The organism is Microbacterium rhizomatis, assembly GCF_008710745.1.
GTDB lineage: Bacteria > Actinomycetota > Actinomycetes > Actinomycetales > Microbacteriaceae > Microbacterium > Microbacterium rhizomatis.
Window position 1 is genome coordinate 41,332 of record NZ_VYSA01000007.1, and the last position, 25,109, is coordinate 66,440.

Consider the following 25,109-nt stretch of genomic DNA (forward strand, 5'->3'; position numbering starts at 1 on the left):
AGACTCTGATGTCAGAACCACGTCCATTCCGGTCTTTCGTCAGCCCGCCGAGGTACGTGCAGGGAGCCGGGGCGATCGCTCTGCTCGGCGACTTGATCGCACCCCTATCGACGAAGCCCGTGATCCTCGCCGACGACACCGTCTGGGGATTCGCAGGCGATGCCGTGACCGCCTCTCTGCAGGACGCCGGCCTGACCGTGAACCGGATCGCCTTCGGCGGCAGAGTCACCGACCGCGAGATCGCCGCCGTGACCGCCCAGCTCACCCAAGCTGGGGCCGACCTGGTCGTCGGGCTCGGCGGGGGCTCAACCCTGGACACGGCGAAAGCCGCGGGGTCGGACGCCGGCATCCTGTGGGCGACGGTGCCCACGACAGCTTCCACCGACGCGCCGGGCACCGGCGTGTCGGTGATCTACACGGATGAAGGCGTGCTGCACTACTTCCGGATCCTGGGCAAGAACCCCACGCTCGTGCTCGTGGACTCCCAATACGTCGCCAACGCACCGGCATCCTTTCTCATCGCCGGCATCGGCGACGCACTGTCCACCTGGCTCGAGGCTCGGGCCGCCGGAGGGGCCGGGCACGCGCTGGTATCGGGCTTCCAAGCGCCCGCGACCGGACTGGCCATGGCCGAACTGTCTTGGAAGATCCTGTGGGAGAACGCCCTACAGGCCGTCGACGACGTGCAGCGGCACACCGTGACCCCAGCGCTGGACGCCGTCATCGAGGCGAACATCCTGCTCTCGGGCATGGGCTTCGAAGCCGGTGGGCTCTCCGTCGCACACTCCGTGCACAACGGTCTGACGGTGGCCGAGCAGACGCACGGTCTGCAACACGGCGAGAAGGTCAACGTGGGATCGATCGTGCAGCTCATCCTCGACGGCGCCCCCGATGACGAGATCGACGACTTCATCGCCTTCACGGCGCGCATCGGCCTACCGACCTCACTCACCGAGCTCGGGCTGAGCGTCGACGACACCGCAACGCTGCAGGCAGTGGCCGCCGCGACGACCGCTAAAGGCGAATTCGTCCACAACATGCCCTTTCCCGTCACCCCCCAGATCATCATCGACGCGCTCACCAAGGTCGAGCGGCGTTCCCGGGCGGTGCGCGAGCGCGAAGGCCTGCCTGCTCCCGTGAAGTACGAGCGGCGCCACTGATGGCGGCGCCGACGATCACCGAGGCCGCCCGGCTGCTGCCGCGCCGCCTCGACGGGGCGGAGCTGGCGGCGACGGCCGACACCATCCGCGTGCGCATCGTAGACATGCTCGAGGCAGCGGGCAGCGGCCACAGTGCGGGCCCCCTGGGCATGGCCGACATCCTCGCTGCCCTCTATTTCTCGATCCTCCGCCACGATCCGCGCGACCCGGATTGGGACGAGCGCGACGTCTTCTTCCTCAGCAACGGGCATACGGCGCCGGTGCTGTACGCCGCGCTCGCCGAGAGCGGCTACTTCCCCGTTGAAGAGCTCTCGACGCTGCGCAGGCTGGGCTCGCGGCTGCAGGGACACCCCGAGCGCACCGCACTACCCGGCCTCGAGAGCACGAGCGGGCCGCTGGGTTCCGGTCTGTCGCAGGCGGCCGGATATGCCTACGCGCTGCGCCACCTCACCCACCAGCCGCACCGATTCGTCTACATCGTGATGGGCGACGGCGAGATCAACGAGGGCAACGTCTGGGAGGCCGCGATGTTCGCCGCCAAGTACCGGCTCGGCCAGCTTATCGCCTTCATCGACCGCAACAACATCCAAATCGACGGCACCACCGACGCTGTCATGCCGCTGGGAGATCTAACCGCCAAATGGGAGAGCTTCGGCTGGCACGTGCTCGACATCGACGGGAACGACACCGACGCCATTGTTCGGGCCGCCGCTCTCGGTCGCGCCGTCACCGGGCAGCCGACGATGATCATCGCCCACACGATCCCGGGGAAGGGCGTGGACTTCATGGAGTACGACCACCGCTGGCACGGGATGCCACCCGATGCCGCTCAGGCCGAGCTGGCCCGCAGATCCCTGTCCCGCATGTCCGGGGAGGCGTGATCGTGCAGGTCATCGACGTCGATCACCAGGACTACTCGAAGAGTGCGCAGCAGACCATCCGCAGCGGATTCGGCACCGGCCTACTCGCGGCCGGTCGGGAGTCGGATCGGGTCGTCGCCCTGTGCGCCGACCTCACCGAGAGCACGCAGATGCATCTCTTCCGCGATGCGTTCCCCGATCGCTTCATCCAAGTGGGCGTGGCCGAGCAGAACCTCGTCACCGTCGCGGCTGGACTCGCCCACGCGGGCTTCATCCCGTTCACCACGAGCTACGCGGCATTCAGCCCCGGCCGCAACTGGGAGCAGATCAAGACCACCGCGGCGCTGAACGACCGCCCGGTGAAGATCATCGGTGCCCACACGGGTGTCAACGTCGGCCCGGACGGCGCGACGCACCAGATGCTCGAAGACATCGCGCTCATGCGCGTGCTGCCGAACATGGTGGTCATCGCTCCGGCCGACAGCATCGAGGCGGAGAAAGCGACGAGGGCGATCGCGTTCAACGACATGCCCAGCTATCTTCGCCTCGCACGCGACAAGACGCCAGTGTTCACCCGGCCGGACACGCCGTTCGAGATCGGCAAGGCGCTGCTGTTGCACAGCGGAGACGACGTCACGATCGTCGCGACCGGCACGATGACCTACGAGGCGCTGAGCGTCGCGAGGATCCTCGCCGAGCGCGGCATCCGTGCCGATGTGCTGCATTGCGCCACGATCAAGCCGCTCGATGACGAGGCGATCATCGCGAGCGCAGCCCGCACGCGGCGGGTCGTGACCATAGAGGAAGCCCAAATCGCCGGCGGCCTCGGGGGCGCGGTCTCCGAGATACTCGGAGAACGACTCCCCACGCTGATGAACCGCATCGGCATCCGCGACCGGTTCGGCGAGAGCGGAGCACCCCGCGAGCTGCTCACCCACTTCGGACTCACCGCCCCACAGATTGCGCAGTCGGTGGACGCGTGGCTCGCCGCCGCGGCGCCGCACTCCTGATCACCCGACACTGATCCCCGCGGCGACCCCGCCGCCGACCTGCTCGAGAAGAATCTCGGAGACCTCATGGTGAAGCACCAGATCCCCCGTCCGAAAGACCTCCTGCCGCTGATGCAGTTCAAAAAGCCGCAGCTGAGCGCGAAGAAACGCCGGCTGGAGTCGGCGTTGACAGTTGTGGACCTCCGCCGCATCGCGCAGGCGCGCACGCCGCGCGCGGCATTCGACTACACCGAGGGTGCAGCGGAGGCCGAGATCTCGCTCGCCCGCGCACGGCAAGCGTTCCGCGACATCGAATTCCACCCCCACGTGCTGCGCGACGTCTCGCACGTCGACACCGGATGGGATGTACTCGGCTCGCGAGTCGCCCTGCCGTTCGGCATCGCTCCGACCGGGTTCACCCGCATGATGCAGACCGAGGGGGAACGCGCGGGCGCCGCAGCGGCCTCGGCCGCAGGCATCCCGTTCGCCCTGTCGACCATGGGCACCACCGCCATCGAAGACGTCGCAGCCGCGGGTGGCTCCGGGGGCCGCAACTGGTTCCAGCTGTACATGTGGAAAGACCGGGACCGGTCGATGGCACTGGTCGACCGCGCCGCGAAAGTCGGATTCGACACACTGCTGGTCACGGTCGACGTTCCCGTCGCCGGCGCCCGACTGCGCGACAAGCGCAACGGCTTCTCGATCCCGCCACAGCTGACCCTGGAGACGGTGGTCAACGCCATCCCCCGCCCCGCATGGTGGATCAACTTCCTCACCACCGAGCCACTCGCCTTCGCATCGCTTTCGAAGTGGTCGGGCACGGTAGGCGAGCTTCTTGACACGATGTTCGATCCGACGGTGACTTACGACGACCTCGCCTGGATCAAGGAGCAGTGGCCCGGGAAGGTGGTGGTGAAGGGCGTGCAGACCGTCGAGGACGCCCGCCGGATCGCCGATCTCGGCGTGGATGGGATCACTCTCTCCAACCACGGCGGCCGCCAGCTCGATCGCGCACCGATCCCATTCCATCTGCTTCCCGAGGTCGTGCGCGAGGTCGGAAACGACATCGAAGTGCACCTCGACACCGGCATCATGACCGGCGCCGACATCGTGGCCTCAATCGCGCTCGGTGCCCGCTTCACGATGGTCGGGCGCGCCTACCTGTACGGCCTGATGGCCGGGGGGCGCGAGGGCGTGGATCGGATGATCGAGATCCTCGGGTCGGAGGTCACCCGCACCATGCGCCTACTCGGAGTCACCCGCCTCGAGGAGCTGACTCCCGCCCACGTCACTCAGCTCGACCGGCTCGCGCCCATGCGTCCACGGGTTCGACGAGCATGAGTGGCGCGATGCAGGTCGCCGCCGCGGCGCATCCGGTGACGCGCGGCCGGGTGATCGCCAAGGGACTGGAATTCGCTTACCTGCAAGCGTGGTGAGCGGGGTTTCGGCGACACTGGGGTCTTAGTCGGTGACGTTGTCGATCAAGGCATCTGTGAGGTGTGCGCGACGTTCAGCAACCTGCTCGCCGCAAGGAGCCAGATGTTGTGCCGGTGGCTGGAGGGGACGAGGTCGTAGGCCGTCGAGTACCGTCTGATCGTCCCTGTCGGTGAGAGCACGGGCGGCCGTGTTTTCCTGCAGGGAGGGCACTTCAGACTCGAACTTCTGCTGCCCGCGCGAGACGCGCATGACCAGTCGTTCGGTGGAAAGTTGCAGCAGAGTGCCGGCGGCGTTTCCTCGCAGTGCTGCTCCGGAGGCGACGTTGACGATGGAACCCGCGCCGGTGGCGAGCAGTTTCCGTGAGGACTGCCCCGGCCTAGAAGAAACGCGCCGTCCACGTTCACGGCGAACACGCTGCGTCATAGGTCGTCGAACCTAGCGACGCCGGCGGCGGGTGCTTCCAGGCCGGGGATGGAAAGGTCCACGGCGATCGCGCGCCCGCCCTCGGCGGCGACGCGGCTGGCTGTGCGGCGACCGAACCCGGACGGCACCGGTGACGATAGTGGTGCCGCAGGAGAACCGACCAGCAGCTGACACTGTAGCCGACCACCCTACGTCGCATCGTCAGCCGAATCAGGCGCGGCGGCGCCGCCGACGCGTGCGGCAACTCATCCATGAGCGACCGCGAGAATCGGCCCTTGCTAATCGCGACGGGCTTATCGAGAGACTGGAGCCATGCAGGCCGGGGCTTGCTCTCATCGTGACCTCCTTGTGCCAGTGGTTCGCGGAGCGCGGGGCCGGCGGTGGGGTCTTTCCGCCAGGTGCTGAGCGAGTAGTGGGTGGTGAGCGGTCGGTCCTTCGTGGGTCGACTCCTTGCTTGGGCTCCAGTGAACTTCCAGGCTTTCGCGAAGGGTCTCGACGCGTCGGCCGGATGGATCGATCCGGGTCCTGCAACGGCAGCAGGTGTACTGCAAACGCAGTAGTCAGGTTCGTCCGCACAGACGGTTCCCGCCGGCGCGTTCGTCGGGAGTCTTGAAATCGAACTTGTTCCACCCACCTAGCGAAGGAACTCCCTTGTCAACGTTCTTGTCTCATGTCGGGCGCTTGAGTGCCCGATTCCGATGGGTGGTGGTCGTCGCCTGGGTGGTGATCTTCGCCGCCCTGATCGCCGTGCTCGCCGCCGGTAGCAGCGCCGGATCCACGGAGAAGGCTGAGACTTCCATCCCGGATTCCCAGGCATCGCTCGCCCTCGAGCGGATGAATCAGGAGTTCCCGGCACTCGATTCCCCCGGCGCAACATTGCAGCTGGTGTTCCACCCGGACAGCGGGGAGGTGACCTCCGCCGCTACCGCAGCCGAGATCGCATCGGTTCTCGCCGACGCGGAGGACCTGCCCGGTGTGCAGTCGGTGAGCAACCCCCTCGACCCGGCACGCCCCTACATCTCTGAAGACCTCACTCTCGCAGCCGCGACGTTGACCTTCGGGGAGCTGACAGAAGATGAGGAGAAGGACTATTACGACGCGGCCCTGGAGTTCCAGGAAAACGCGCCGCCCGCGCTGGGTGTTGAGCTCGGCGGCAACCTTGTTCCCCTCGGCGCGCCCGCTCCCGGGCCGGGTGAGGCCGTAGGTGTGATCATTGCGTTCGTGGTGCTTGCACTGACCTTCGGGTCGCTGCTCGCCGCAGGAGTCAACCTTCTGATCGCCGTGTTCGGGGTCGGTGTGGGTCTCGTGGGGACTCTCGCGTACGGCACGCTGTTTCCGATCGGCGACAACACGATCATCCTCGCGGCGATGCTCGGTCTCGCAGTCGGCATCGACTACAGCCTGTTCATCCTGTCCCGCTTCCGCAACGAGCTCCGCGGAGGACGATCAGTGGATGACGCCGTCGCCCGCGCGACAGGCACGGCCGGCACGGCCGTCGTCTTCGCCGGTCTCACCGTGATCGTCGCTCTCGTGGCGTTGCTCGTGGCGAACCTGAGCGACATCACAGAGATGGGCTTCGCCGCTGCGGTCGCGGTCGCCGTGACAGTTCTATTGGCACTCACGCTTCTCCCGGCGCTCATGCGGTTCCTCGGGTTCCGTGCGCTCTCTAGGAAGCAGCGCCGCGCCCTCGAGCGGGGCGAACTGTGGACGGAAGGCCAGAAGCAGAAGCGTGGCATCATGCGCGGTTGGGGCAGTGTCGTCGTCAATAGGCCGATCATCTCGCTCTTCACCGGTGTCCTCATCCTCATCGTCGTCGCGCTGCCGATGCTCAGTATGAAGACCGCGTTCATCGTTCCCGGCGGCTCGGACCCGTCCAGCACCGAACGTGCCGCATACAACCTCATCATGGACAAGTTCGGGGGAGTCCAGAGCCCGCTCATCGTTCTCGCCGAGGGCAACGACATCGCGAACGAGACCGCGAAGATCGAAAGCGACCTTGCAGGCTTCGACGGGGTGCAGCGGGTGGTTCCGGCGGAGACCAGCGCGGACGGCACCTACGCGCGCATCATCGTGATCCCCGAGGGCGGCCCGATCGACGACGCAACGAAAGACCTCGTCCACCAGGTCAGGGACAACGCGGACGCCGTCTCCGGCGTGCATCTCGAAGTCACCGGCGAGACCGCGATCAGTATCGATCAGGACGAGCAACTCATGCAGGCGCTGATCAAGTACATCGTCGTCATCGTCGTCATCTCCATCATCCTGTTGATCGTGCTGTTCCGGTCGCTACTGATCCCGGTGATCGCCACACTCGGATACCTGCTCTCGGTGGCCGCCGCGTTCGGCGCCAGCGTGGCCGTGTTCCAATGGGGATGGCTCGACCCGCTTATCACCGCCCCCCAGGGCGATCCGATGATGAGTCTGCTGCCACTGCTGCTGGTGGGTGTGTTGTTCGGTCTGGCAATGGATTACCAGGTGTTCCTGGTGTCGCGGATCCAGGAGATGCACCGCAAGGGCATGGACCCCAAGCCCGCGATTCGGGAAGGGTTCGCCCGCTCCGGCCCCGTCCTGGTCGCCGCCGCGACGATCATGATCGTCGTATTCGCCGGGTTCGCCACCAGCCACTTCGCGATCGGCGCGTCCATCGCCTTCGGCCTGATGGTCGGAGTCGCAGCAGATGCGTTCATCGTCCGACTGGTACTGATGCCCGCAGCGCTGTCCCTGCTCGGCAAGTCCGCCTGGTGGATCCCGAAGTGGTTAGACAAGATCCTCCCGGACATCGACGTTGAGGGCCACTCCCTCGACGCGAAGGACGAAGAACACAGGCAGCCGGCCCTGGTCGGCTAACACTCACAAGGAGAAGGGGCCGCTGCCAGCCAGGCAGGGGCCCCGTTCTTCACGTTTCGTCACGCATCGGTCTCGACGTTTCGCCACACGTCGGTCTCGGCGGGTGATGCAAACGGACGATCCGGCTGGACCTCGGCGCGTGGCCAGCACGATTCTCCGCACAGCGCTGACCGAATCCACCACCCCAACAACAGTGAGGGTCGCTAGCACGGCAATGCTCCGAAGATGTTCGCTTGTATGCAGGCCGCGCCGCGGCAGCCTCCACGCTGACGTGAGACCACCTGAGCCGTTCTCACACCATCGGGGGCGGTATGCCCGCGCGTATGGAGGGTCGTGCGTCAGCGGTCGGCGACGATCCCGGCCTGGTAGGCGAACGCCACCAGCTGGGCACGATCTCGTGCCCCAACTTTCGCCATCGCCCGGTTGGCGTGGGTCTTAACCGTGAACGGGGATACGAACATCTCGGCGGCGATCTCGTCATTGGATATCCCGCGGGTGACGGCGATCACGACGTCGCGTTCCCGTGGTGTGAGCGCTTCGAACCGGCGCGCCAAGGATTCGTCAACGCGTTGTAAGGGTGCCTCGGCGACTCGGCTGATCGCCGCGGCCGCAGCGGCGGCCGACAAGGCACCACCTCCGGTCATCACATCGGTGATCCCCGCGATGAGCTCGACGGGTCCGACCCCTTTGCCGAGGAACCCGTTGGCGCCGGCGCTGAGCGCGGCATAGACGTTCTCGTCGTGTTCGAACGTGGTGAGAATGATGACTTTGACCTGCTCAGACGTGTGAGTGCGCCGGATTCGGGTGGTCGCCTCGACCCCGTCGATACCGGGCATCCGAATGTCCATCAGGACCACGTCGACTGGGTTGTTTTCCAGATAGTCCAGCGCTGCGAACGCGTCGCCGACATCAGCGGCGACCTCGATCTCAGGGCTGGAAGAGACGATGGTGCGAAGCCCCGCCCGGATCATCTCCTGGTCATCGACGATCAGTACCCGGATCATGGTGTATTCGCTTTCGTTGGCAGTTCCACGTGAACACCGAAGGTGTCCTCGGACCGCGTTATCTCGATGGTGCCGCCGGCGGCTTGGGTGCGTTCTCGCATCCCGACGAGTCCGTACCCGGTGCGTTCTTCGCCGGATAGTGGACGCAGTGTCTGCGGGTTACGGATGTCGATGATCAGCTGTTTGTCGGCCTTTCCGATCGTGAGACGCGCCGGGCCGGTCGCGTACTTACCGGCGTTGGTCAATGCCTCCTGCACGATTCGGTACGCCGCTGCCGATACATCAGCGTCGAGCTCGGGTGGATCGGGGTCCAGCTGCGCCACGATCTGGGCGCCAGCGCCAGTGAGCCGGGCGACCAGGGAGGGGATGTGCTCGAGGAGGGCGAGCTCCGACCGATCAGCCGTCCAACTATCCACATCCCGCAGCAAGTCCAGAATCTGCTGCGTCTCTTGAAGCGTGCGCTGGAGTCCTTCTCGGGCAGCGCGGAGGGCCTCCCGCGCGCTGCCGGCGTCGGAGGGGAGGGACACTTCGGCGACGCCGACGTTGATGTTCACAACGGCCAGTTCGTGTCCGACAACGTCGTGCAGGTCGCGGGCGATGCGCAGTCGTTCGTCGGTGACCGCTTGACGCAGTTCCACGGATTGCGCTGCGGCCAGGTCAATGGCGCGCTTTCGTGCCGCGTCCCACGACTCGGTCTGCAGGCGCACGACGCTTCCCGCTGCCGCTGCCGCAACGCAGAACGTCGCCGCGACCAGTGCCACCGGGGCGTCGAACTGACCATCGTCCCGGTGAACGAGTGTCAGATACAGGGAGGAGGCGCTGATGGCCATCGCCGGAATGACGTATCGGCCCTGTTTGGCGAAGAGGAACATGGCGAACACGGTGACGGTCCACACGCCGATGTATTCGGTGGCGTACAGGGCGCTGGCAACCCCGCCGACGGTGGTGAGTGCGAGTCCAACCCAGCGGGCGCGGAAGATGACGAGGAGCCCCGCGGCGGACAGTCCGATGCCAACGTAACCGAGGGATTCCTCGCCGGCGAAGAGCATGACGCACAGCTCGGTGACGAGGGCCGTGATGGCGGCGATCATCACCGCTGTGGACAGCATGGGACCTCGCAAGAACCACGACTGTTTCGGCCATGCGACGTCCGGCGGCAGGGTGTCGGGGTTCATGGCCCAATCATCCGGCATCTCGATGCGTGGTAGTGAGAGCGGCAGCGGGGGTCAGGGTCGCAGTACACCGCGCCCTCCCTACGATGTCGGTTTTCAGGTGACGCCCCGGTGCTGCGGATACCGAGAGCGGTGCCGATCGCAGCGACCACTCCGCCACGGTGACGCCGATAGCACACACCGTCGCGAAGTGTATGCCCAGTGTTCCCGGCGTCGAGGGGATGTGAATCGTCCGGACGGACTGCGCCGCCTACTGCGGATGCAGTACAAGGACCTTTGGCTGCGGCGTCGGAGCGTGGGTCGCAGCTCTTGGCAAGCCAACCGAGGATGTACTACATGTGGATGACGCGATTTCATCCGTGCGCATGATGCTCCGAATCCAACGGGCAGGGAAGCTGGAAGCAACCTCACCCAGCTCCTCACGAAGGATTCCGACATGCCGACCTCGCCCCTCGCCCCGACCTCGTCTTCGACTGCCCCACGCCCGGGGGACCCGGGCTCCACTCTGTTGGAGTTCGTTTCCGGCACGCTACTGCAGGTAGGCACACAGGCGACGGGCTACGTCAGTAGCTTTGTGCTGGCCCCGAGCAGTGCTCTTACTCAGTCGGTGCCGGCGTGACCTCGGGCGTAGCCTCGCGTCAGGCTGGTGGACGCGCCAGAGCCATTAGGTCGGGCGTCGCAGAAGCCGGCATGTTGGCCGCTACGGGCGTGGTCATGGTCGGGGTGGTGATCACCTCACAGGTCGTACGCCTGGTTCAACAGTCCGCGGAGCGGCGCCGCATAGACGGCCAGCACTCCCGCGGCGATGCCGGCCGTGATCGCCCTGGCAACACTGCGAACGCCAGTCCTTCGCCAGTTCGACGCCGATCGGTGAACGCTAACTGGGCAAGATCCTGCACAAGTTCGCCGGGAACCTCCCTCCGGTCCTCGGCCCGGTGACCGACGCGGACGGGCACCCGGTCGACTTAGACCTGAACACGGTGCAGGCTTGCGGCTTCCGCCGCGCCTACGCGCAACGTCACGCGGACAACGGCACCAACCCGGACGTGCTGCGGCATCTGATGGATCATGTCTCGTTTGAGCACCACGATGGGCTACTACCAGGTCAGCTCGAAACGGCGCCGGAAGGCCGTCAACACGCTCGCCCCGCTCGCGCATGATCGTCACGGCCGGCAGGTCGGCATCGCGAACGGGCGCATGTAGCTGAAGAGATATGACCAGCACCGCGCCCACGCCGTCCCGAGGGAACCCCGCCGCGCTGGCCCGGGCGCGGGCCGAGGCCAGCGCCCGCAAGCGCCGTGATGTCGTCGCGACCCTGCACGCCGCGGCAGACCGCGGGCAAGCTCTCACGGTCTCGACTCTCGCGGCCTCGGCCGGCGTGAGCCGTCAGGTCCTTTACAGCCAGCCTGACATCATGGGTGGGCTGCGCCGGCACCAGGAGCGATACCCAGCCGCAGGCGACCGCCCCCTCCACGCGGCCCGCGCCGCGGACCTGGTCAACGCGCAGGACACGATCAAACGACTCAAGGGTGAAGCCCGCGAGTTGAATCGGAGGCTCGAGGCCGGTCTTGCCGCGCAGCTCGAGCTCCGGATGAGAAGAGGCTGCGTCAGCTCCATGAGCATCGCGGCAATGAGATCGAACGACTCCTCGCCCAGAACGCCGACCTGCTCCGCGTCGTCTCGCAACTGCGCGAACAAGTCCGTAGTCTCGAGGACGATCTCGTAGTGGAACGTACCGCCATCCATGTCACCGGGCAGCCCGCCAACGTCACCAGCATCAGATTCGGTGACCGATGAAGAAACGGCGAAGCGGGCCACCCCTTGCGATGGTGTCTCGCTCCGCCGAATCTTGCTCGGCTATCGAGTGAGTTCGACGCTCTTGCCCGTCACTTCAGTCCCGAAAGTGATGGTCTGGTTGAGGCCGCTGTATCCGGACATGCAGGGGTTGTTGCCTGCGTACGACCAGCACAGCTTCGCTCGATAGTTGTTGCTCTTGAAGTTGCCCCGGTTGGGCCAGGTTCCGCTGGCGCCGGTACCGTCGAATCCGTACCAGAGGTGCGGTGACAGGTAGCCCTGCCAGCAGGCCCGGTCACCGCTGCAGTTCGGCACCACGCCGAACGGCTGAACCTGCGACGGTGCGGCATCGATCGCCACGAAGTCGCCGGTGGTGGGGTCCACGGTCAGGATCGCCGGCTCACCGGACTCGAACAGGTCTCGCTCAGTTTGAGTGAAGTTGCTGAGCGGGTTATCGTCCACGGATGCGCTGGCGGGGAGTCCTGCCCACACGGACGCGACGACGAAAAGGAGTGCGGCGGCCGCGGCGATGAGGCGAGGGCGCACGGTCGTCGCCGTCGCGGTGACGTGGGTCACGCTGCCCATCGGATGGACGAGGCGCGGTCGTTCATCGCGGCGCCGACGTTGCTGGAATTCACGTAGTACCCGTAGGACGCGCCGCCGTAGTTGTTGTTCTCGAAGATCGCGGTCTTGCAGTTTGAGTACGACTGGAACGACGTGATCCGGTTGTCCCATCCGATACTGGAGAGGCTGGTGTATCCGTGGGCGTAGCCGTAGCAGCCGTTCTGGGTGACGCTCGCTGCGTAGGAGGCGCCGCCGTAGTTGTTGTTCTCGTAGAAGATGCCGATGACGGTGCTTGCCAGCGGCGTGACGTCGGAGCGAGCGCTGCCGGAGTCGCTGAGGAGTTCGTCGCTGACTTCGAGCGCGCCGTCAGGCGTGGACAGAACGATGCCGTAGGTCTCGTACACGGCGTCCGCGAGGTTGTCGTCGGCGTCGACGCACAGGGACTTCCCGGTGTCGAGCTCCTGCCAACAGCTTTGAGTGCGGTCGATGGTGTCGGCAGTTGCCGCGGGGGCCGTCACTGCGGCGGCTCCGATCATGAGCAGGGATGCGGCGAGGGCAGCGAGTGGACGTTTCATGATGTTGGTCTGTTCCCTTCGGATCGAGGATCTTCGTTCAGAGCCTTGCGACGATCGCTGCTCACACGCCAGACCTCGACGAATACTGAGACCCTTTGGTCCGAACGGACAGCCACTCCGACAGATCCACCCGGTGAGGGAACATGGGGTACTAGAAAGAGTCGTGTGTCGGAGGGAGTGGCAGGTGGTGGAGCCCGCGCGCGCGTCCCAGGATCGGCAGCACCTCGCCTCGGCTGATCATGTCGAGGACGATGTGCCATTGTTGCTGCGACTGCGTGACGGGGACGACACCGCGCTGAGTGAACTCCATGAGCGCCACGTCCGAGCGGTGTATTTGCTCGCGCGGAGCAAGCTTGACTCCGCGTCAGACGCCGAGGAGGTGACCCAGGACGCGTTCCTGCTGTTGTGGCGCAAGTGCCGTCGTGTTGACCTGGCCGGCACATCTTGTTTGCCATGGTTGCTGACCACTGCGAACTACCTGGCCCTCAACGTTCAGCGGGCGAGTAGGCGTCGAACGCAGCGTGTCACGACTGCCCTGAGTGAAGACGATCTCGCCTCCCCGCGCGAGGTGGACGCCGAAGCAGCGAGGAACATGGAGCTCGAACAGGTCCGAAGGATCGTTGCGGCCCTCCCGCAGATCGACCAGGACGTGTTTCGGCTTTGCATGGTCGAAGGGCTCAGCTACAAGCAGGCCGCGCACCACCTTCGCACCAGTCACTCGGCCGTGCGGAACCGCTTGTCCCGGGTGCGCGGAGCGTTGAGGAAGCAGATGGACCGATGACCGTTGACGAGCCGAACTACGACCGAATGCGCGACGATCTCATGCGGGAAGTGCGGCGACGCACAGACCGGAACCGGACCCGGAAGCGGGTCGGCGTCTTCATCGGCGCCGGGGTGCTCGTCGCTGTCACCACAGGTGGGGCGTTGATCGCCCTTGCATCCGCGGAACTGCGACACAACTCCGCGTACTGCCACGAATCAGCCTCATTGCAGAGCCGCGTTCAGCAGGTGGGGGATCCTTCCCCGGTGGGAAAGGACCGCGTTGCCCGCGCGATCGGCCTGTGTGAATCCGTGTGGCGCATCGGCGTGCTCGGTGGGGACAACGACGGACCGCCCCCCAACGACGGGCGGATCCATCCCGTGCCCGAGCTGTTCGTCTGCGCGCAACGTGACGGGACGCTCGCGGTCTTCCCGGAGCAGAATGGCGCAGCTTGCAGCGACCTGGGCATGGAGCCGCCCCGGTGACGATCACCCCGATCCGGGCGCTGCCCACGACGGTGACCGGGATGCCCGGTCGGCACCGGGCTACGGGATGGATTGCGCCGTGCGTCGTTGGGGTGATCGTCGCGACGACGTACATCGTCTACGCGGCCTGGCAATGGTCGCAGTTCGTTGTGAAGTCCTGGGACCTAAGTATCTTCACCCAGTTGCTCGACAGCTACGCCCGGGTGCAGCCGCCGATCGTGAACATCAAGGGCGATGGATATAACCTGCTAGGCGATCACTTCCACCCACTTCTTGCGCTGATCGCTCCCGTGTACGCGATCGCGCCTCACGCGTTCACTCTTCTCGTCGTCCAAGCAGTGTGTTTCGCGGTTGCTGCAGCGGTATTCGCCCGCACCGCGACCCATAGCCTCGGCACCGTCGCGGGCGGCGTCCTTATCGGGCTCGCGTTCGGCTTCAGCTGGGGTCTGCAATACGCCGCCGAAGCACAGTTCCACGAGATCGCCCTCGCCGTCCCCTTGATCACCCTGTCGCTCAGTGCGCTGTTCGAGCGCCGCGATCTCGCCACCGTACTGTGGGCGGCACCCCTGGTCTTCGTCAAGGAAGACCTCGGCCTCACCGTCGCGATCATCGGACTCCTTGTCGCTTACCGCTCCCGCAAGCCGCTCGGGATCTGGCTCACCGTCTGGGGCGTCGGCTGGTTCGCGATCGCCGTGTTCATCGTGCTCCCTATCCTCAACCCCCAAGGTTCCTGGGCCTACGCCAGCAACGCCAACCCCCTGACGCTCCTCGCCGGTCCTGGCGCGCTCTTCCACCCATCGAAAGGACTCACCCTCACGCTGCTCCTGGTGATCAGCGGCGGGCTCATCCTCCGGTCACCAATCGCCCTCGGCCTCCTGCCGACCCTCGCGTGGCGATTCCTCTCCAGCAACCATGGCTACTGGGGGCCAAGCTGGCACTACAGCGCCGTACTCATGCCGATCGTGTTCGTCGCGCTCCTGGACGCCATCAACCGCGGACCCACCGCCCGGTGGGCCTGGCTTCGCAACTACAGCCGCCACGGCGCCGCGATCGCCGTCACTGCAGCAGCAGTGCTCCTACCCACACTCCCGCTCTGGTCGTTTCTCACACCCAACTCGTGGGACCCGCCGGAGCGGGGCGACGCAGCAACCACAATCCTTGACGCGATACCTGGGGGTGCCTCCGTTGAGACGGACATCGGTCTCATGTCCTACCTCGTCGACGACCACGACGCCTACTGGCTCGGAATTTCCAATCCCACCCCGGACTGTATCCTCATCGACCGGATAGCCGGTGGCACACCACACGAGTGGGGCAGCGCCCTCGACGTCGCAACCCGACTCCATCCAGGAGCGACCTACCACGCCATCGCCACGCAGAGCGGGTACGAGCTTGCCTGCCAGTGACTGACGTCGTCTACGTCCATTCACGCAGAATCTTGCCTTTCGTAGATCGTCAGGGTTGTGGGGCGCTCGGGGTGGGAGTATCGGCGAGCTGTATCTCGGCAATGAGCTGCGCCACGGTGTATGGGGTGAAGAATTGTCCCCGGTCGCGGTCAGCGATGCCGAACGGCACGGCCGGCGCGTGCGGCGATCGGACGGCACTCCAGATCGCAGTCTCTTCGGCGCAATCGAGCGGGTTCTACGACACCTAAGGGGATGCCGCGGAAACTGAAGCTCGCTAACCTCCGAGATTCGCCTCGATCAGGTTGCGCAGTTCTACGAAGTGCTCGTTTGGGTCTTCGTATGGTTCCCAGCGATTGAGTTGAGCCCGCACCCATGTCCAGTCGTCTCGTCGCAGTACGATCTCGAGTGAACGATCATTGGGTGGCCATCCAGTGTCGTCTTTGGGACCCTGGTACGCCGCAGCTGCTCGCCATGCTAACCAGTAGTGCGTCGAGCCTCTCCTCCGGGCTGAATGCCTCTGGTAGGCCGTCCAATACAAGGATGCGGCAAGCGTCGTCCGGAAGGTCGATGCCGTCATATCTGTTCACCAAGACGACTAAACCGACGTGCTTTTCGCCACGCAATTTCTCGACGGCCTCATCGATGTCGTCTTTCGTGGCGATGATCGCTGCGTCCGGCTCCCACGCTTTGGCCCACTTCTCGCTTGGGACTAGCACGACTGTGTTGTATGTCTTGCTGAGCTTGACGATCTTCGCGCGGATCTTTTCAGCGCTGAGGTCGGGATTGATCTCGAGCGGCGCGAGGATCATTCGCTCACCAATATCGCCGGCTGTTACGGGCGTGACGGGTTGCGACACGCTGTCTGGTTCGGCGCCAAAATCGGTCACGAGGACGCTGTCGTCCGCGAGAGTCGCTGTGAGGAAGATTCTGTGATTCGCTTCCATAAAAGAAGTCACGTGGTCTATTGGCGGGCAGAAGGGTGTGATCGTCAGCTCGTTGTTGGAGAAGACTGCGCGGCAAGTCAGTAGTACCTCTTTGACGGCGGGCCACTGCCAGTAGAGGTCTTGCTTATCGCTGGTCTGGGTGCGCAGAATCTCTCGCGCTTGCTCGACCTTCGAGCGCCATGCCCAGAATGGAACGCGCACAGGGCTTCCCCGACGGTCGTCGCGGACATCCATGTAGGAATCGGATGATTGAGTTTTCAGATCATCCGCGAACAATGAAAGCAGCTGATTGAAGGCGGCGTTCTTGCGGGGAAGCGTCAGCGCCAGCTGCGTGCGGGTTGTGGCAATCGCTGCATGAGCATCGTCGATCACGACCGACCCGATTGGAGCGCGCGCGCGGCTCGGTCGATCCTTGGAAAATTTGGTACGCCCGTTGACGAGCTCGTAGGCGTTGATCACCCCGATTGCCTCACTGTTGAGGTACCCGGCTCCGTCAACGTTGGTGGTGGTCGCAATGCCAAGCTTTTCCGCTTCGGCCCGCACCTGATTGACGAGGTACTTTGTGGGAGCTACGTAAAGCGCAGGCCCTTCGCCTGCGTTGATGTAACTCTGCAAGATGATGAGGCCATCAATCGTTTTACCGCCCCCGGTATTGACCTTGATCACGATGTCGCGTTCATCTCTCCGCAGATGCCACGAAGTCAGAACCTGGCCCTGGACATCGCGAAGATAGCCATAGCCAGGAGCCTTGGTTAGCTGCCCGTGTAGCTCGCGGGGCTCGATGGGATCGGACTCTTCCGCATCAGCCAGCATCGAACTAAAGTCGACCATTCCAACCTCTTCCTGAGATCGATTGATATTTGCGCGAGTCTCCTACAACACGCTAGCGGGGGCACCACTTAGAGCTAGAAGAGCATTGACGCGCACGATAGGTGTCGACCGTAAGCCGGCCCTCAGGTCGAGTCGCTCGATTGAATCACCGCTGGAGGCGCGTGGGTAGGTTTGCCTTGTTTGTTCGTTCGCGTGACTGAAAATTGACGTATGAGACGTTGTCGCGTTCTTGTTCACGGCTGCCGAGGGGGTCTGGAGCGAGGGAGCGGAGCATGGCGGTTGGCAGGCCGAGTTCGTCGACGACGCGCTCGCCGGCGAATGGTGTTGCACCGTAGCGGCGTTCCAGGAGCTTGCGAAGCAGCTTGGGTGCCTCGTGGGGCACCTGAACAGGTTCGCCCTTCCTCCATCCGCGCGCGGAGATCTGTCGGAAGAGTCCCTGAGAGCGTTCACTGCTCAGCACTTCCAGTTGGCGGCCACGCATCACCAGGGCTTGCATTGAAAGGCCCCACTTTGCCTTCATTTCGGCGAGGGCTTTCAGGCCCATGGTCTCGCTGTAGTTGCCCGCGATAGCTCGTGAGGGTGCGAGGAGAGCGCCGGCGAAAAGATTTGCTTCGCGTTCTTTCACGTCCGGGTCTACGGCGGGGCGGAAGGTGTGCAGGATCATATGGCCGGCCTCGTGGGCAGTGGTGAATCGGTCGCGATCGCCTGAGGAGCCGGGGAAGATTGCCACGACTGCTGTCTCTCCCACGCCGAGCCAATAGGAGGCGCCAAAGTGTTGGGACTTCCCCTCGCCGTACAGCGGTTCTTCCTCGCCAGGCAGGACGAGGGGGCACACGACGATGCCGCGGCGCTCCATGGTGCGAACTAGATGGTTGAGCGGGGAGGCTGAGTCGAGTCCCCAGGCCGCTCTTGTCTCCTGGGCGATTTCTTCGATGCGGTCAATGCTCAATTCGGCTTCGCGATCGTCGACGACTGGCAGCGTTGGCTGCGGGTAACCGGAGCCGTCGAGCAACTGCTCCGAGATCCGGAACGCTTCTTTGAACAGCTGTCGCGCTTGTTCCGTGTCTTTGCTTCGCGCGGTCTTCATTCGTCGGAATTCCGGGCTGGCTCCGGGGCCGGAAAGTTGCCTGAACTGGAAGAAGCTTGAGGGCAACCCAAGTGCGTTTGAGATGGCTGCGAGCTGATCTTCACTAGCCATGCGGTCGCCGCGCTCGATCATAGAAATGAGCGGTTGCTGGAGATTGCTCGCTTTCGCAAGATCGGCCTGGGTGACGTTCATCAGCACCCGGCCGTCACGGATGCGCGTCCCGTCAACCATTGCCGAGGTCCCCCTCTTCCTCGACGTCCTCGGTGAAGTAGTCGAGGTCTTCTTCGCGCTGTTCGAAGGCGAGGTCGTTGAAAGTAACACCCCGTTCGAGGGAGATGTCTAGATCGAGCCGTACGTTCTTGTTCAAGCGGACAGCGCCGAGAGTATGAACAAGCCGGAGTGTGAATTCCTGACCTTGCCGTTCCCAGAGGAGCAGGAACTTGTGTGAGGAGATCAGCACCTCTGGCTCCAACTCAAGCAGGCTGTTGCTGTAATAGCTCACGCGAGCACGGTTCTTGCCAGTCGGAGGGACTACTTCGGGTGACCACGTGTGGAGTAATCGAATCGAATGCGCGCCGTTCGCGAGCCAGACAGGACAGTTCGGTCCTGTGTCCCTCACGAGCATCCACTCGCCCATGGCGCCCTCATCAAGTCGGTCGAGCTCGCGATGAACAAGGGCGCGAGCAACGTGCGTTCGGGTACTGCTGTAACGCTCGATGGAACGCAACGGTCCCGTGGCGCTGAACGCAGCGTCGAGGAGAGGAGCGGCTGAGTCCAGTGCGTCGAAGACAGAGTCGGTAGCCGGCTGAATGGACTCGAGGAGATTCTCGATCTGGTCGGGTGTGCTCACGGATGTTATATTATCACGCGAACTAGCACAACACGATTGCCGACACCGCCTCGACTGTGCGGCAAGGTCAGCTTGGCTGCCGTCGAGACCGGCGTGTCACCGCTTGAGCCCAAGCGAACTGACGTCGTACCCACCGCGTGAGTATGCCCCGCGCTCGCATCATGATGGTCTGCATGACTGATGAATCGTGGTCCGATCTTGACGATGCAGAATTGCGCTTCCAGTCCCTCGACGAGCAGCACCCTGCAAAGGTCGCGACTGCGTTCGTCCACCTCGTGCTGACGGAGCCGATGCACTCCGACATTGCGGCTGAATTCGTGACGCCGGAAAAGCTCTCTGATTGGGGGGACTTCTCGACGGCGCGTTCGTTCTTTCTCGACCAGGCGCTTGCGATCTCGACTAGATCGTTGCGCGCACGCAACAACCTAGACGTCGCGTACGTCAAACTCGTGCCGGACAACGGCACGTACTTCAGTGACGGTCCTCGCCAGGACTTCGCCGCATGGGTCACACTTGTCTGGCGCCCTGAACTCGGCGGCTGGCGGATTCACGCTTTTGGCGACCCCATCCCGCCCGAGCTGCTTCCCCGAACGGCGAAGGGGAACGCCGCACCTGTTTTCGAGGGAGATCAGGAGATTGACGTCGTCGCAGGTTGACAAGCATTGGGGTCGGGATTCTTCTTTCACCCCAGCACGCAATCCCCGCCAGGTGCTGCGGGTACTCGGTGCCGGACTCCCACGCGATCTGAGCGTCTAGCGCTTTCACCGGCCGTGAGGCTGGGCACGCACTGCATCAGGGCGACGCCCTGCAACGTGGGCGGGACCTCACGAGTCACTTTGCCTGTCCGTCTGAGAAGGGCTGCTCCTTTTCGCTGTCTCAGTCGTGATCCGCGGCTAGCATCGGTGTCCTCGGGAGGCCGGTTCTGAGTCATGTGAGGAACCAGAAATGCCGCGTGAGCGCCGCCATCGTGACCTGGATGCGCGAGCCTGGGCGTATCTAGACAACTACCACGAGCACCTCGAGCTGGCGTGTCTGCGGCTTGGGTCCGACCCGCATTGGGAGCGACCCCACCGCGACGGCGTCGATATCACTGACCGACCCGACCTGTGGAGCCCTTACCAACGCGCCCGCAGGGAACGCTACGAGGCACGCGTGAGCGAGTACGTGCGAAGCGGACTCATCTAATCGAAACGAACAGCTCCACGTTCGGAGCACAGCCCGTTGTGAGCACGAGCCACCCCGCGTCGGGATGCCTCGTCACAGTCGCGACATCCTCTTTCCTGTTCAAGTCAGCAATACCTGACCCATCAAGCAGGACCACGTCGTCAAGGTGTGAGTGACGAGAGGTCAGCGGCCGAGTAGTCCGTAGGCGTCGTCGGCGTTGGTGACCAGCTGCGCGTCGAACTCGCGGATGAGGCGGTGGCATCCGGCGGATGCGGCGGATGTCACCGGCCCGGGGACGGCACCGATGGCGCGTCCCATGGTCGCAGCGTGGCTGGCCGTGTTGAGCGACCCGGAGCGCCAGCCCGCTTCCACGACGACCGTGGTGGCGGCGGCAGAGGCGATCAGTCGGCCTCGGCTGAGGAAGCGATGCCGAGTGGGGGCGGACCCAGGGGGGATCTCGCTGATGACGGCGCAGCCGGCGTGGGCCGCGATCCGGTCGATCAGTTCACGATTGCCGGCAGGGTAGGCGCGGTCGACGCCGTTGGCGAGCCAGGCGATCGTCTTGCCGTTGTTCCAGAGCGCTGCTCGATGGGCTGTGCCGTCGATGCCGTACGCGGCGCCGCTGACGATGGTGATGCCGCGCCCGACGAGATCGGTGGCAAGCTCCCGGGTGACCTGGTCGCCATAGTTCGTCGAGGCGCGCGCACCGACGAGGGCGATCTTGCTGCTGAGAGGCCCCGCCGCGGCGTCGAGGTCGCCTCGGACCCAGAGCAGGTGCGGTGCGAGAACGCCGAGGTCGGCGATGCCCGGGACTGCAGCCGGGTCGAGCATCTGGATGCCGTGACGCGACGCCTCCCGGAGTGCGAAGTCGATGGTGCCAGCGCTCATCCGCGGCAGCCAACGCTGTACGGCTCCCGCTGCCTGCTCCTGATCGGATGCGGCGCCGGCATCCATGATCGCGGTGATACATGCCACGGGGTTTTCGAGCGCGCTGAGAGCGTCGGTGGGGCCGATGGCCGCCACGAAGCCTCCGGCGACGGTGTCACCTGGTTCGGTGATGACGGACCAGGCTGCTCGCGCCTCGAGGTCGGTGCTGGTGGTGGTGCTCATGGGATCTCCTGTCGTCGAGTTCGATTGGTTGGTGGTGGCGGGGGAGAGGTCACCCCGCCGTCACCGGGTCAGTGGCGCAGATCGGCCCAGTCGCGGCCATGAACCCCGTCGAACAGATCGGCCACGGGATCGGTGCTGTCGGCGCCGATGTAAATGTCATGGCGCTCGCCGTAGTAGTTGGTGACCTTGTCGGTTGCTGTCCCAGTTGCCGATGACATGTCCCGGTGTGGCCCAGGTGTCGAAGTGCTCCAGGGTGAGGGAGTTGCGTCGATTGACAAGCGCCGACACGTCGAGCAGTGACAGCTGGACGTCGCTCATGTGAACCGCAGTGAGGCTGATGTCGTCGGCGGTGACGTGGACGCGCTCGCGGTAGTCAATCCCGCGGCGGGCGAGAGCTTGCGTCATCGCGATGACCATCGCTCCTGCTCCGCAGGCGGGCTCGTAGATCGTCAGGAACGGCTCTGCAGCGCTCGGGGTGGGAGTATTGGCGAGCTGCATCTCGGCAATGCCCCTCTCGATTGGTCGGGGGTCAGTGGGTGAATGCGTATTCGGGGAGGTGTCCGGCGGCGATGAATGTGCTGACGATTTGTGACAGGCCGTGGTCGGGGTCGATCGCGAGAGCACGGCGTGAGTATTGGTCGGCGTGGGTGGAGCGTCCGAGGGCCCAGGAGAGCCACGCGGCGGCGGCCAGCGGCCCGATCTGCGCGTTCGCGGGTGCGAGGGCGGCCAGGTGGCGGCATGCCGTCAGAGCGGCTTCGATGCGGTTGGGGTCGGGTCGTGGTCCTTCGCCCCACATGATCATCGCCAGGTGCGTGGGGTACTCGGTGCCGTTCTCCCAGGCGATCTGCGCGTCCAGCGCGCTCTCACCGGCCGCGAAACCGTGCGCCCACTGCACCAGGGCGACATCGCGCAGCGCGGGTCGGTTCATCATCGCGATCATGGTCGCGGCTGACTGCGCCTCGAGGTTCGACCCGTCCCAGGACAGCGCCCCCTCGTACAGGTCGAGCGGTGAGGCGTCCAGCATTGTCAGGCGGATTCCGAGGTCACCCGGGAGTGCCTCGGCGACTTCCCGGGCGATCGCCTCGTCGATCTCCGGGAGCGCCGCCCCGGTGTGCTGGTTGGTCGCCGTGACCATCGCCGCCAGGTGCTCGGGAACCTCGGGCATGGGGGACACCGCATCGTCGCCGATGAGGCCCCAGCCGCTGCCGGTCACGTAGAACCGCTCGACCACGCTCAGTCCGCACTCCGCGGCCTTCCCGGCGATCGCCTCGGCAACGGCCTCGGCCGGGGTGCGCTCGCCGTAGACGACGACGGCGAGGCCGGTCGCTCCCTGGATCTTGCAGACCAGGCCAGCGGCCATGTTCGCGACCGCCGCGGCGTTCGGGACGTCCGGCAGGTCGAAGCGCATCGCGCCGACCGTGCGGGGACCGGCGAACGGGATCACAACGACCGATTCGGTCGGCTGGTAGCCGAGCATCGAGGGCACGGCGGCGAGGAAGTCGCTGGGCTGGGTGGCCTTGTGAATGGTTGTTTCGGTCATGGGGTGTCCTTCCGTGGGGTTTGTATCTCTGACAGTTACAGAATACGTGGAGGGTCAGACATTGGGGACCTTAGGCGGGGGTTTGGGGGTTCGTGGGTGGTGTGAATTGTGCTGGCTTTTTGCAAGCGGGTTTCGGATGAATGTTGATTGCATTTTGCAAGCATGTTTTGCGGGTGTGGTGTCGGTGGTGTGCGGTAGTTTGTAACTGTCAGAGATACAGAGCGCGGGAGGTGGTGGTGGAGTGGTACGCTTTGCGGTACTACTCGGGGGGGATCGGTGTGATGGCGGCGATGACGGTCACGGAAGCGCGGAAGAGTTTGTTCGGGCTGATTCAGCAGGTCAACGATGACCACACGGCGGTGGAGGTGGTCTCTCGGCATGGGAACGCGGTGATCATGTCGAAGGATGACTATGACGCGATTACGGAGACGGCGTATTTGCTGCGGAATTCGGCGAACGCGGAGCGGTTGCTGGAGGCGATCGAGCGCGCTCGCCGTGGCGAGTTTGAGCAGCACGATCTTCTCGACGCGTGACCCGTGCGATTGTTCTCGACACGCACGGGTGGGAGGACTATCTGTATTGGCAGACTCAGGACCGGAAGACGCTGAAGCGCATCAACTCCCTGATCGGTGGCGTGCTGCGTGACCCGTTTGCCGGTGTCGGTAAGCCGGAGCCGCTCAAGCATGTTCTTTCAGGCGCCTGGTCGCGTCGGATCGACGAGGTGAACCGCCTCGTGTATTACGTGACCGAGGATCACATCGTGATTCTGCAGGCCCGCGACCACTACTGACAGCGTCGACCACGGTGCGTGCGGTGCTCGAGGTGACGGCGGTAGGTCGGGATCGTGCGGGGGATGTCGTGCGGTTGTGCGGTTCGGGGTGGAGTGCGTCTGTCGAGGCGGTGATCGCTGGGATTGAATCCTCGGCAGCGCAGTACTTCGTGGTGGTGGATGGACGGCGGGCGTTGCTGCGGGTGAGCGCGGCGTCGGTGTATCGCCCCAAGTTTCTGCGGACAACGGCGGACACGGTGCGAGTGGATCTCCTGGACCGGTTGCCTGCCGGCTGCGCGGGCTGACACCCAAGAGAATCTGTGCGAGACTGTATACATGTCTACAGGCGTTTTGAGTATTCGGCTTCCGGATGACATTAAGGCGCGGCTTGATGCCCTTGCCGCCTCTACTGGGCGGCCGGCTGCGTTCTATGTGAGGGAAGCGGTCGCGGAGCATCTGGGCGACCTCGAATACGCCTATACGCTGCGCGCCGAGGCTGAGGCCGCGCGACGTGGTGATGTGTCCACGACGTCACTTGATGCCCTTGCCGCCGAACTCGGCTTTGACGCTGACGAACTGCGCGCCGAAGCTCGCGCTAACGTCGCGCGCGGATGACGTACCGGCTTACCCAGACTCCGCGGTTTGCCAGAGCGCTCAAAAAGCTTGACCGGCCCGTGTCGCGGCGCGTTTTGGTCGCGCTCTACGAGTTGATCGAACTGGGTGACCCCACCGCTCGGCTCAAGCCCTTGCAGCACGAGCTATCTGGGTTGTGGCGGCTTCGTGTGGGCGACTATCGGGTGATTCTCGACGTGCGTCGGGATGACGTGGTGATTGTCGCGCTCGACCTGGGCCACCGCTCCGAGATCTACGACTGAGTCACCCAGCTTCACGCGCCTCGCGCTTGCCGTGTACGTCGAGGGCGACGTGGCGGTCTACCGGTTTCGCCGCTTCGAGGATGCCGCCCGGGCGGGCCGGCTGTGGTCGGCCGGGATGATCTGAGACACCCGGCTCGCGCACCTCGAGGCGAGGCGCTGAGGAGCGAGCTCGACGGGGTGCGGGTGGCCTGAGCTGGGGGAGCGATCGGGCCCGGCAGCTCGAGGCGCAGCGCCGCGCAGGAGGCATTTGACACCTCACGGTCAGCCCTGCCGTCGCGGTCGCGAGCGCACCCGCGCTCGCCCCACCTCGCCTACCGACACTCGACATTGCACACCCGACCATGACCACGCACACGACGCGATCCCGCCTCCACAACGCACCATGCACAGCGGCCCGCCAGGGCCGCAGGGGCCGCGCCAGCGGGCCCGCCGAGCGGCGGCGCCAGCCGCCGCTCGCTGCCCC

Annotated in this window: 27 protein-coding genes; 16 read left to right on the plus strand and 11 right to left on the minus strand. The window is 64.8% G+C overall.

The window, feature by feature from the left end:
* The first annotated feature begins 8 nt into the window (after positions 1-8).
* From F6B43_RS19030 to F6B43_RS19045, 4 genes are all read left to right on the plus strand, one after another.
* Entirely contained in the window at positions 9-1,160 is a 1,152-nt protein-coding gene (locus F6B43_RS19030) for a glycerol dehydrogenase (RefSeq protein ID WP_150450616.1), read from the plus strand.
* A complete protein-coding gene (locus tag F6B43_RS19035) occupies positions 1,160-2,041 on the plus strand; it encodes a transketolase (RefSeq protein WP_150450617.1) in 882 nt (293 codons plus the stop codon). Before F6B43_RS19030 ends, F6B43_RS19035 begins: the two co-directional genes overlap by 1 nt.
* 2 nt (positions 2,042-2,043) lie before the next feature.
* A complete protein-coding gene (locus tag F6B43_RS19040; protein WP_211368213.1) occupies positions 2,044-3,030 on the plus strand; it encodes a transketolase family protein in 987 nt (328 codons plus the stop codon).
* Between the two features lie 66 nt (positions 3,031-3,096).
* Positions 3,097-4,350, plus strand: a complete 1,254-nt coding sequence (locus F6B43_RS19045) for an alpha-hydroxy acid oxidase (RefSeq protein WP_150450621.1) — start codon at positions 3,097-3,099, stop codon at positions 4,348-4,350.
* Positions 4,351-4,470: 120 nt separating this feature from the next.
* Here F6B43_RS19045 and F6B43_RS19050 read toward each other — a convergent pair whose 3' ends face one another.
* Positions 4,471-4,869: a hypothetical protein gene (locus tag F6B43_RS19050; RefSeq protein ID WP_150450624.1), complete on the minus strand. Its 399-nt coding sequence runs from the start codon at positions 4,867-4,869 to the stop codon at positions 4,471-4,473.
* A gap of 681 nt (positions 4,870-5,550) precedes the next feature.
* Here F6B43_RS19050 and F6B43_RS19060 point away from each other — a divergent pair.
* Positions 5,551-7,716: an MMPL family transporter gene (locus tag F6B43_RS19060; RefSeq protein ID WP_246160062.1), complete on the plus strand. Its 2,166-nt coding sequence runs from the start codon at positions 5,551-5,553 to the stop codon at positions 7,714-7,716.
* 338 nt (positions 7,717-8,054) lie between these two features.
* Here F6B43_RS19060 and F6B43_RS19065 read toward each other — a convergent pair whose 3' ends face one another.
* Both F6B43_RS19065 and F6B43_RS19070 read right to left on the minus strand, forming a co-directional pair.
* Positions 8,055-8,720 carry a response regulator transcription factor gene (locus F6B43_RS19065; RefSeq protein ID WP_150450628.1) on the minus strand — a complete coding sequence of 222 codons (666 nt, stop codon included), beginning with the start codon at positions 8,718-8,720 and terminating at the stop codon, positions 8,055-8,057.
* Entirely contained in the window at positions 8,717-9,895 is a 1,179-nt protein-coding gene (locus F6B43_RS19070; protein ID WP_170285754.1) for a sensor histidine kinase, read from the minus strand. The genes F6B43_RS19065 and F6B43_RS19070 overlap by 4 nt, the downstream gene beginning before the upstream one ends.
* A gap of 1,074 nt (positions 9,896-10,969) precedes the next feature.
* Between F6B43_RS19070 and F6B43_RS20060 the strand changes: the two genes are divergently transcribed.
* Both F6B43_RS20060 and F6B43_RS19075 read left to right on the plus strand, forming a co-directional pair.
* Complete coding sequence (locus F6B43_RS20060; protein WP_281349574.1) at positions 10,970-11,095, plus strand: hypothetical protein; 126 nt, start codon at positions 10,970-10,972, stop codon at positions 11,093-11,095.
* 10 nt (positions 11,096-11,105) lie between these two features.
* On the plus strand, positions 11,106-11,618 hold the full coding sequence (locus F6B43_RS19075) for a hypothetical protein (protein WP_150450632.1): 513 nt from the start codon (positions 11,106-11,108) through the stop codon (positions 11,616-11,618).
* A 131-nt stretch (positions 11,619-11,749) separates the two neighbouring features.
* Here the strand turns inward: F6B43_RS19075 and F6B43_RS19080 are convergent, their stop codons facing one another.
* Together F6B43_RS19080 and F6B43_RS19085 are read right to left on the minus strand one after the other, a co-directional pair.
* The gene (locus tag F6B43_RS19080; RefSeq protein WP_150450634.1) at positions 11,750-12,262 is read right to left on the minus strand and encodes a hypothetical protein; all 513 of its coding nucleotides are present in this window, start codon (positions 12,260-12,262) and stop codon (positions 11,750-11,752) included.
* A complete protein-coding gene (locus F6B43_RS19085) occupies positions 12,259-12,825 on the minus strand; it encodes a beta/gamma crystallin family protein (protein ID WP_170285755.1) in 567 nt (188 codons plus the stop codon). The genes F6B43_RS19080 and F6B43_RS19085 overlap by 4 nt, the downstream gene beginning before the upstream one ends.
* 184 nt (positions 12,826-13,009) lie before the next feature.
* Between F6B43_RS19085 and F6B43_RS19090 the strand changes: the two genes are divergently transcribed.
* Genes F6B43_RS19090 through F6B43_RS19100 form a run of 3 tightly spaced genes read left to right on the plus strand, consistent with a single transcriptional unit; the run spans position 13,010 to position 15,476 of the window.
* Positions 13,010-13,606: an RNA polymerase sigma factor gene (locus tag F6B43_RS19090; RefSeq protein WP_170285756.1), complete on the plus strand. Its 597-nt coding sequence runs from the start codon at positions 13,010-13,012 to the stop codon at positions 13,604-13,606.
* Positions 13,603-14,070, plus strand: a complete 468-nt coding sequence (locus F6B43_RS19095; RefSeq protein WP_150450639.1) for a hypothetical protein — start codon at positions 13,603-13,605, stop codon at positions 14,068-14,070. Before F6B43_RS19090 ends, F6B43_RS19095 begins: the two co-directional genes overlap by 4 nt.
* Positions 14,067-15,476, plus strand: a complete 1,410-nt coding sequence (locus F6B43_RS19100) for a DUF2079 domain-containing protein (RefSeq protein ID WP_150450641.1) — start codon at positions 14,067-14,069, stop codon at positions 15,474-15,476. The genes F6B43_RS19095 and F6B43_RS19100 overlap by 4 nt, the downstream gene beginning before the upstream one ends.
* A 413-nt stretch (positions 15,477-15,889) precedes the next feature.
* Here F6B43_RS19100 and F6B43_RS19105 read toward each other — a convergent pair whose 3' ends face one another.
* From F6B43_RS19105 to F6B43_RS19115, 3 genes are all read right to left on the minus strand, one after another.
* The gene (locus F6B43_RS19105; RefSeq protein WP_150450643.1) at positions 15,890-17,251 is read right to left on the minus strand and encodes a DEAD/DEAH box helicase; all 1,362 of its coding nucleotides are present in this window, start codon (positions 17,249-17,251) and stop codon (positions 15,890-15,892) included.
* Positions 17,252-17,396: 145 nt separating this feature from the next.
* On the minus strand, positions 17,397-18,569 hold the full coding sequence (locus F6B43_RS19110) for a helix-turn-helix domain-containing protein (RefSeq protein ID WP_150450644.1): 1,173 nt from the start codon (positions 18,567-18,569) through the stop codon (positions 17,397-17,399).
* On the minus strand, positions 18,562-19,188 hold the full coding sequence (locus F6B43_RS19115; protein WP_150450646.1) for a hypothetical protein: 627 nt from the start codon (positions 19,186-19,188) through the stop codon (positions 18,562-18,564). The genes F6B43_RS19110 and F6B43_RS19115 overlap by 8 nt, the downstream gene beginning before the upstream one ends.
* Positions 19,189-19,361: 173 nt before the next feature.
* Between F6B43_RS19115 and F6B43_RS19120 the strand changes: the two genes are divergently transcribed.
* Entirely contained in the window at positions 19,362-19,844 is a 483-nt protein-coding gene (locus F6B43_RS19120) for a hypothetical protein (RefSeq protein WP_150450648.1), read from the plus strand.
* Between the two features lie 691 nt (positions 19,845-20,535).
* On the opposite strand, the gene dprA is transcribed toward F6B43_RS19120, so the two are convergent.
* The 3 genes from dprA to F6B43_RS19135 form a co-directional block, all read right to left on the minus strand.
* Entirely contained in the window at positions 20,536-21,462 is a 927-nt protein-coding gene (dprA, locus tag F6B43_RS19125) for a DNA-processing protein DprA (RefSeq protein ID WP_150450649.1), read from the minus strand.
* Positions 21,463-21,618: 156 nt separating this feature from the next.
* Positions 21,619-21,960, minus strand: coding sequence for a DNA methyltransferase family protein (locus tag F6B43_RS19130; protein ID WP_150450651.1), 342 nt, complete (start codon positions 21,958-21,960; stop codon positions 21,619-21,621).
* A gap of 31 nt (positions 21,961-21,991) precedes the next feature.
* Positions 21,992-23,002 (minus strand): DUF4192 family protein, encoded by a 1,011-nt coding sequence (locus F6B43_RS19135; protein ID WP_150450653.1) that lies wholly within the window; start codon positions 23,000-23,002, stop codon positions 21,992-21,994.
* A gap of 281 nt (positions 23,003-23,283) precedes the next feature.
* Here F6B43_RS19135 and F6B43_RS19140 point away from each other — a divergent pair, with 281 nt between their 5' ends.
* The 5 genes from F6B43_RS19140 to F6B43_RS19160 are packed head-to-tail and all read left to right on the plus strand — an operon-like array spanning position 23,284 to position 24,646.
* Positions 23,284-23,535 carry a type II toxin-antitoxin system Phd/YefM family antitoxin gene (locus F6B43_RS19140; RefSeq protein WP_150450655.1) on the plus strand — a complete coding sequence of 84 codons (252 nt, stop codon included), beginning with the start codon at positions 23,284-23,286 and terminating at the stop codon, positions 23,533-23,535.
* Positions 23,532-23,792: a Txe/YoeB family addiction module toxin gene (locus tag F6B43_RS19145; RefSeq protein WP_246160063.1), complete on the plus strand. Its 261-nt coding sequence runs from the start codon at positions 23,532-23,534 to the stop codon at positions 23,790-23,792. Before F6B43_RS19140 ends, F6B43_RS19145 begins: the two co-directional genes overlap by 4 nt.
* 32 nt (positions 23,793-23,824) lie before the next feature.
* Positions 23,825-24,076: a DUF3892 domain-containing protein gene (locus F6B43_RS20155; protein ID WP_425486861.1), complete on the plus strand. Its 252-nt coding sequence runs from the start codon at positions 23,825-23,827 to the stop codon at positions 24,074-24,076.
* A 31-nt stretch (positions 24,077-24,107) separates the two neighbouring features.
* Positions 24,108-24,386: a type II toxin-antitoxin system RelB family antitoxin gene (gene relB / locus F6B43_RS19155; protein ID WP_150450657.1), complete on the plus strand. Its 279-nt coding sequence runs from the start codon at positions 24,108-24,110 to the stop codon at positions 24,384-24,386.
* The gene (locus tag F6B43_RS19160; protein ID WP_150450659.1) at positions 24,383-24,646 is read left to right on the plus strand and encodes a type II toxin-antitoxin system RelE family toxin; all 264 of its coding nucleotides are present in this window, start codon (positions 24,383-24,385) and stop codon (positions 24,644-24,646) included. The genes relB and F6B43_RS19160 overlap by 4 nt, the downstream gene beginning before the upstream one ends.
* Positions 24,647-25,109: the final 463 nt, after the last annotated feature.

Excerpts from the sequence above, each read along its gene's own strand:
- F6B43_RS19030 (WP_150450616.1), top strand. The coding sequence starts at position 9 with ATGTCAGAACCACGTCCATTCCGGTCTTTCGTCAGCCCGCCGAGGTAC.
- F6B43_RS19035 (WP_150450617.1), top strand. The coding sequence starts at position 1,160 with ATGGCGGCGCCGACGATCACCGAGGCCGCCCGGCTGCTGCCGCGCCGC.
- F6B43_RS19045 (WP_150450621.1), top strand. The coding sequence starts at position 3,097 with ATGGTGAAGCACCAGATCCCCCGTCCGAAAGACCTCCTGCCGCTGATG.
- F6B43_RS19050 (WP_150450624.1), bottom strand. The coding sequence starts at position 4,869 with ATGACGCAGCGTGTTCGCCGTGAACGTGGACGGCGCGTTTCTTCTAGG.
- F6B43_RS19065 (WP_150450628.1), bottom strand. The coding sequence starts at position 8,720 with ATGATCCGGGTACTGATCGTCGATGACCAGGAGATGATCCGGGCGGGG.
- F6B43_RS19070 (WP_170285754.1), bottom strand. The coding sequence starts at position 9,895 with ATGAACCCCGACACCCTGCCGCCGGACGTCGCATGGCCGAAACAGTCG.
- F6B43_RS19075 (WP_150450632.1), top strand. The coding sequence starts at position 11,106 with ATGACCAGCACCGCGCCCACGCCGTCCCGAGGGAACCCCGCCGCGCTG.
- F6B43_RS19085 (WP_170285755.1), bottom strand. The coding sequence starts at position 12,825 with ATGAAACGTCCACTCGCTGCCCTCGCCGCATCCCTGCTCATGATCGGA.
- F6B43_RS19095 (WP_150450639.1), top strand. The coding sequence starts at position 13,603 with ATGACCGTTGACGAGCCGAACTACGACCGAATGCGCGACGATCTCATG.
- F6B43_RS19105 (WP_150450643.1), bottom strand. The coding sequence starts at position 17,251 with ATGGTCGACTTTAGTTCGATGCTGGCTGATGCGGAAGAGTCCGATCCC.
- F6B43_RS19110 (WP_150450644.1), bottom strand. The coding sequence starts at position 18,569 with ATGGTTGACGGGACGCGCATCCGTGACGGCCGGGTGCTGATGAACGTC.
- F6B43_RS19120 (WP_150450648.1), top strand. The coding sequence starts at position 19,362 with ATGACTGATGAATCGTGGTCCGATCTTGACGATGCAGAATTGCGCTTC.
- dprA (WP_150450649.1), bottom strand. The coding sequence starts at position 21,462 with ATGAGCACCACCACCAGCACCGACCTCGAGGCGCGAGCAGCCTGGTCC.
- F6B43_RS19130 (WP_150450651.1), bottom strand. The coding sequence starts at position 21,960 with ATGCAGCTCGCCAATACTCCCACCCCGAGCGCTGCAGAGCCGTTCCTG.
- F6B43_RS19135 (WP_150450653.1), bottom strand. The coding sequence starts at position 23,002 with ATGACCGAAACAACCATTCACAAGGCCACCCAGCCCAGCGACTTCCTC.
- F6B43_RS19140 (WP_150450655.1), top strand. The coding sequence starts at position 23,284 with ATGGCGGCGATGACGGTCACGGAAGCGCGGAAGAGTTTGTTCGGGCTG.
- relB (WP_150450657.1), top strand. The coding sequence starts at position 24,108 with ATGTCTACAGGCGTTTTGAGTATTCGGCTTCCGGATGACATTAAGGCG.
- F6B43_RS19160 (WP_150450659.1), top strand. The coding sequence starts at position 24,383 with ATGACGTACCGGCTTACCCAGACTCCGCGGTTTGCCAGAGCGCTCAAA.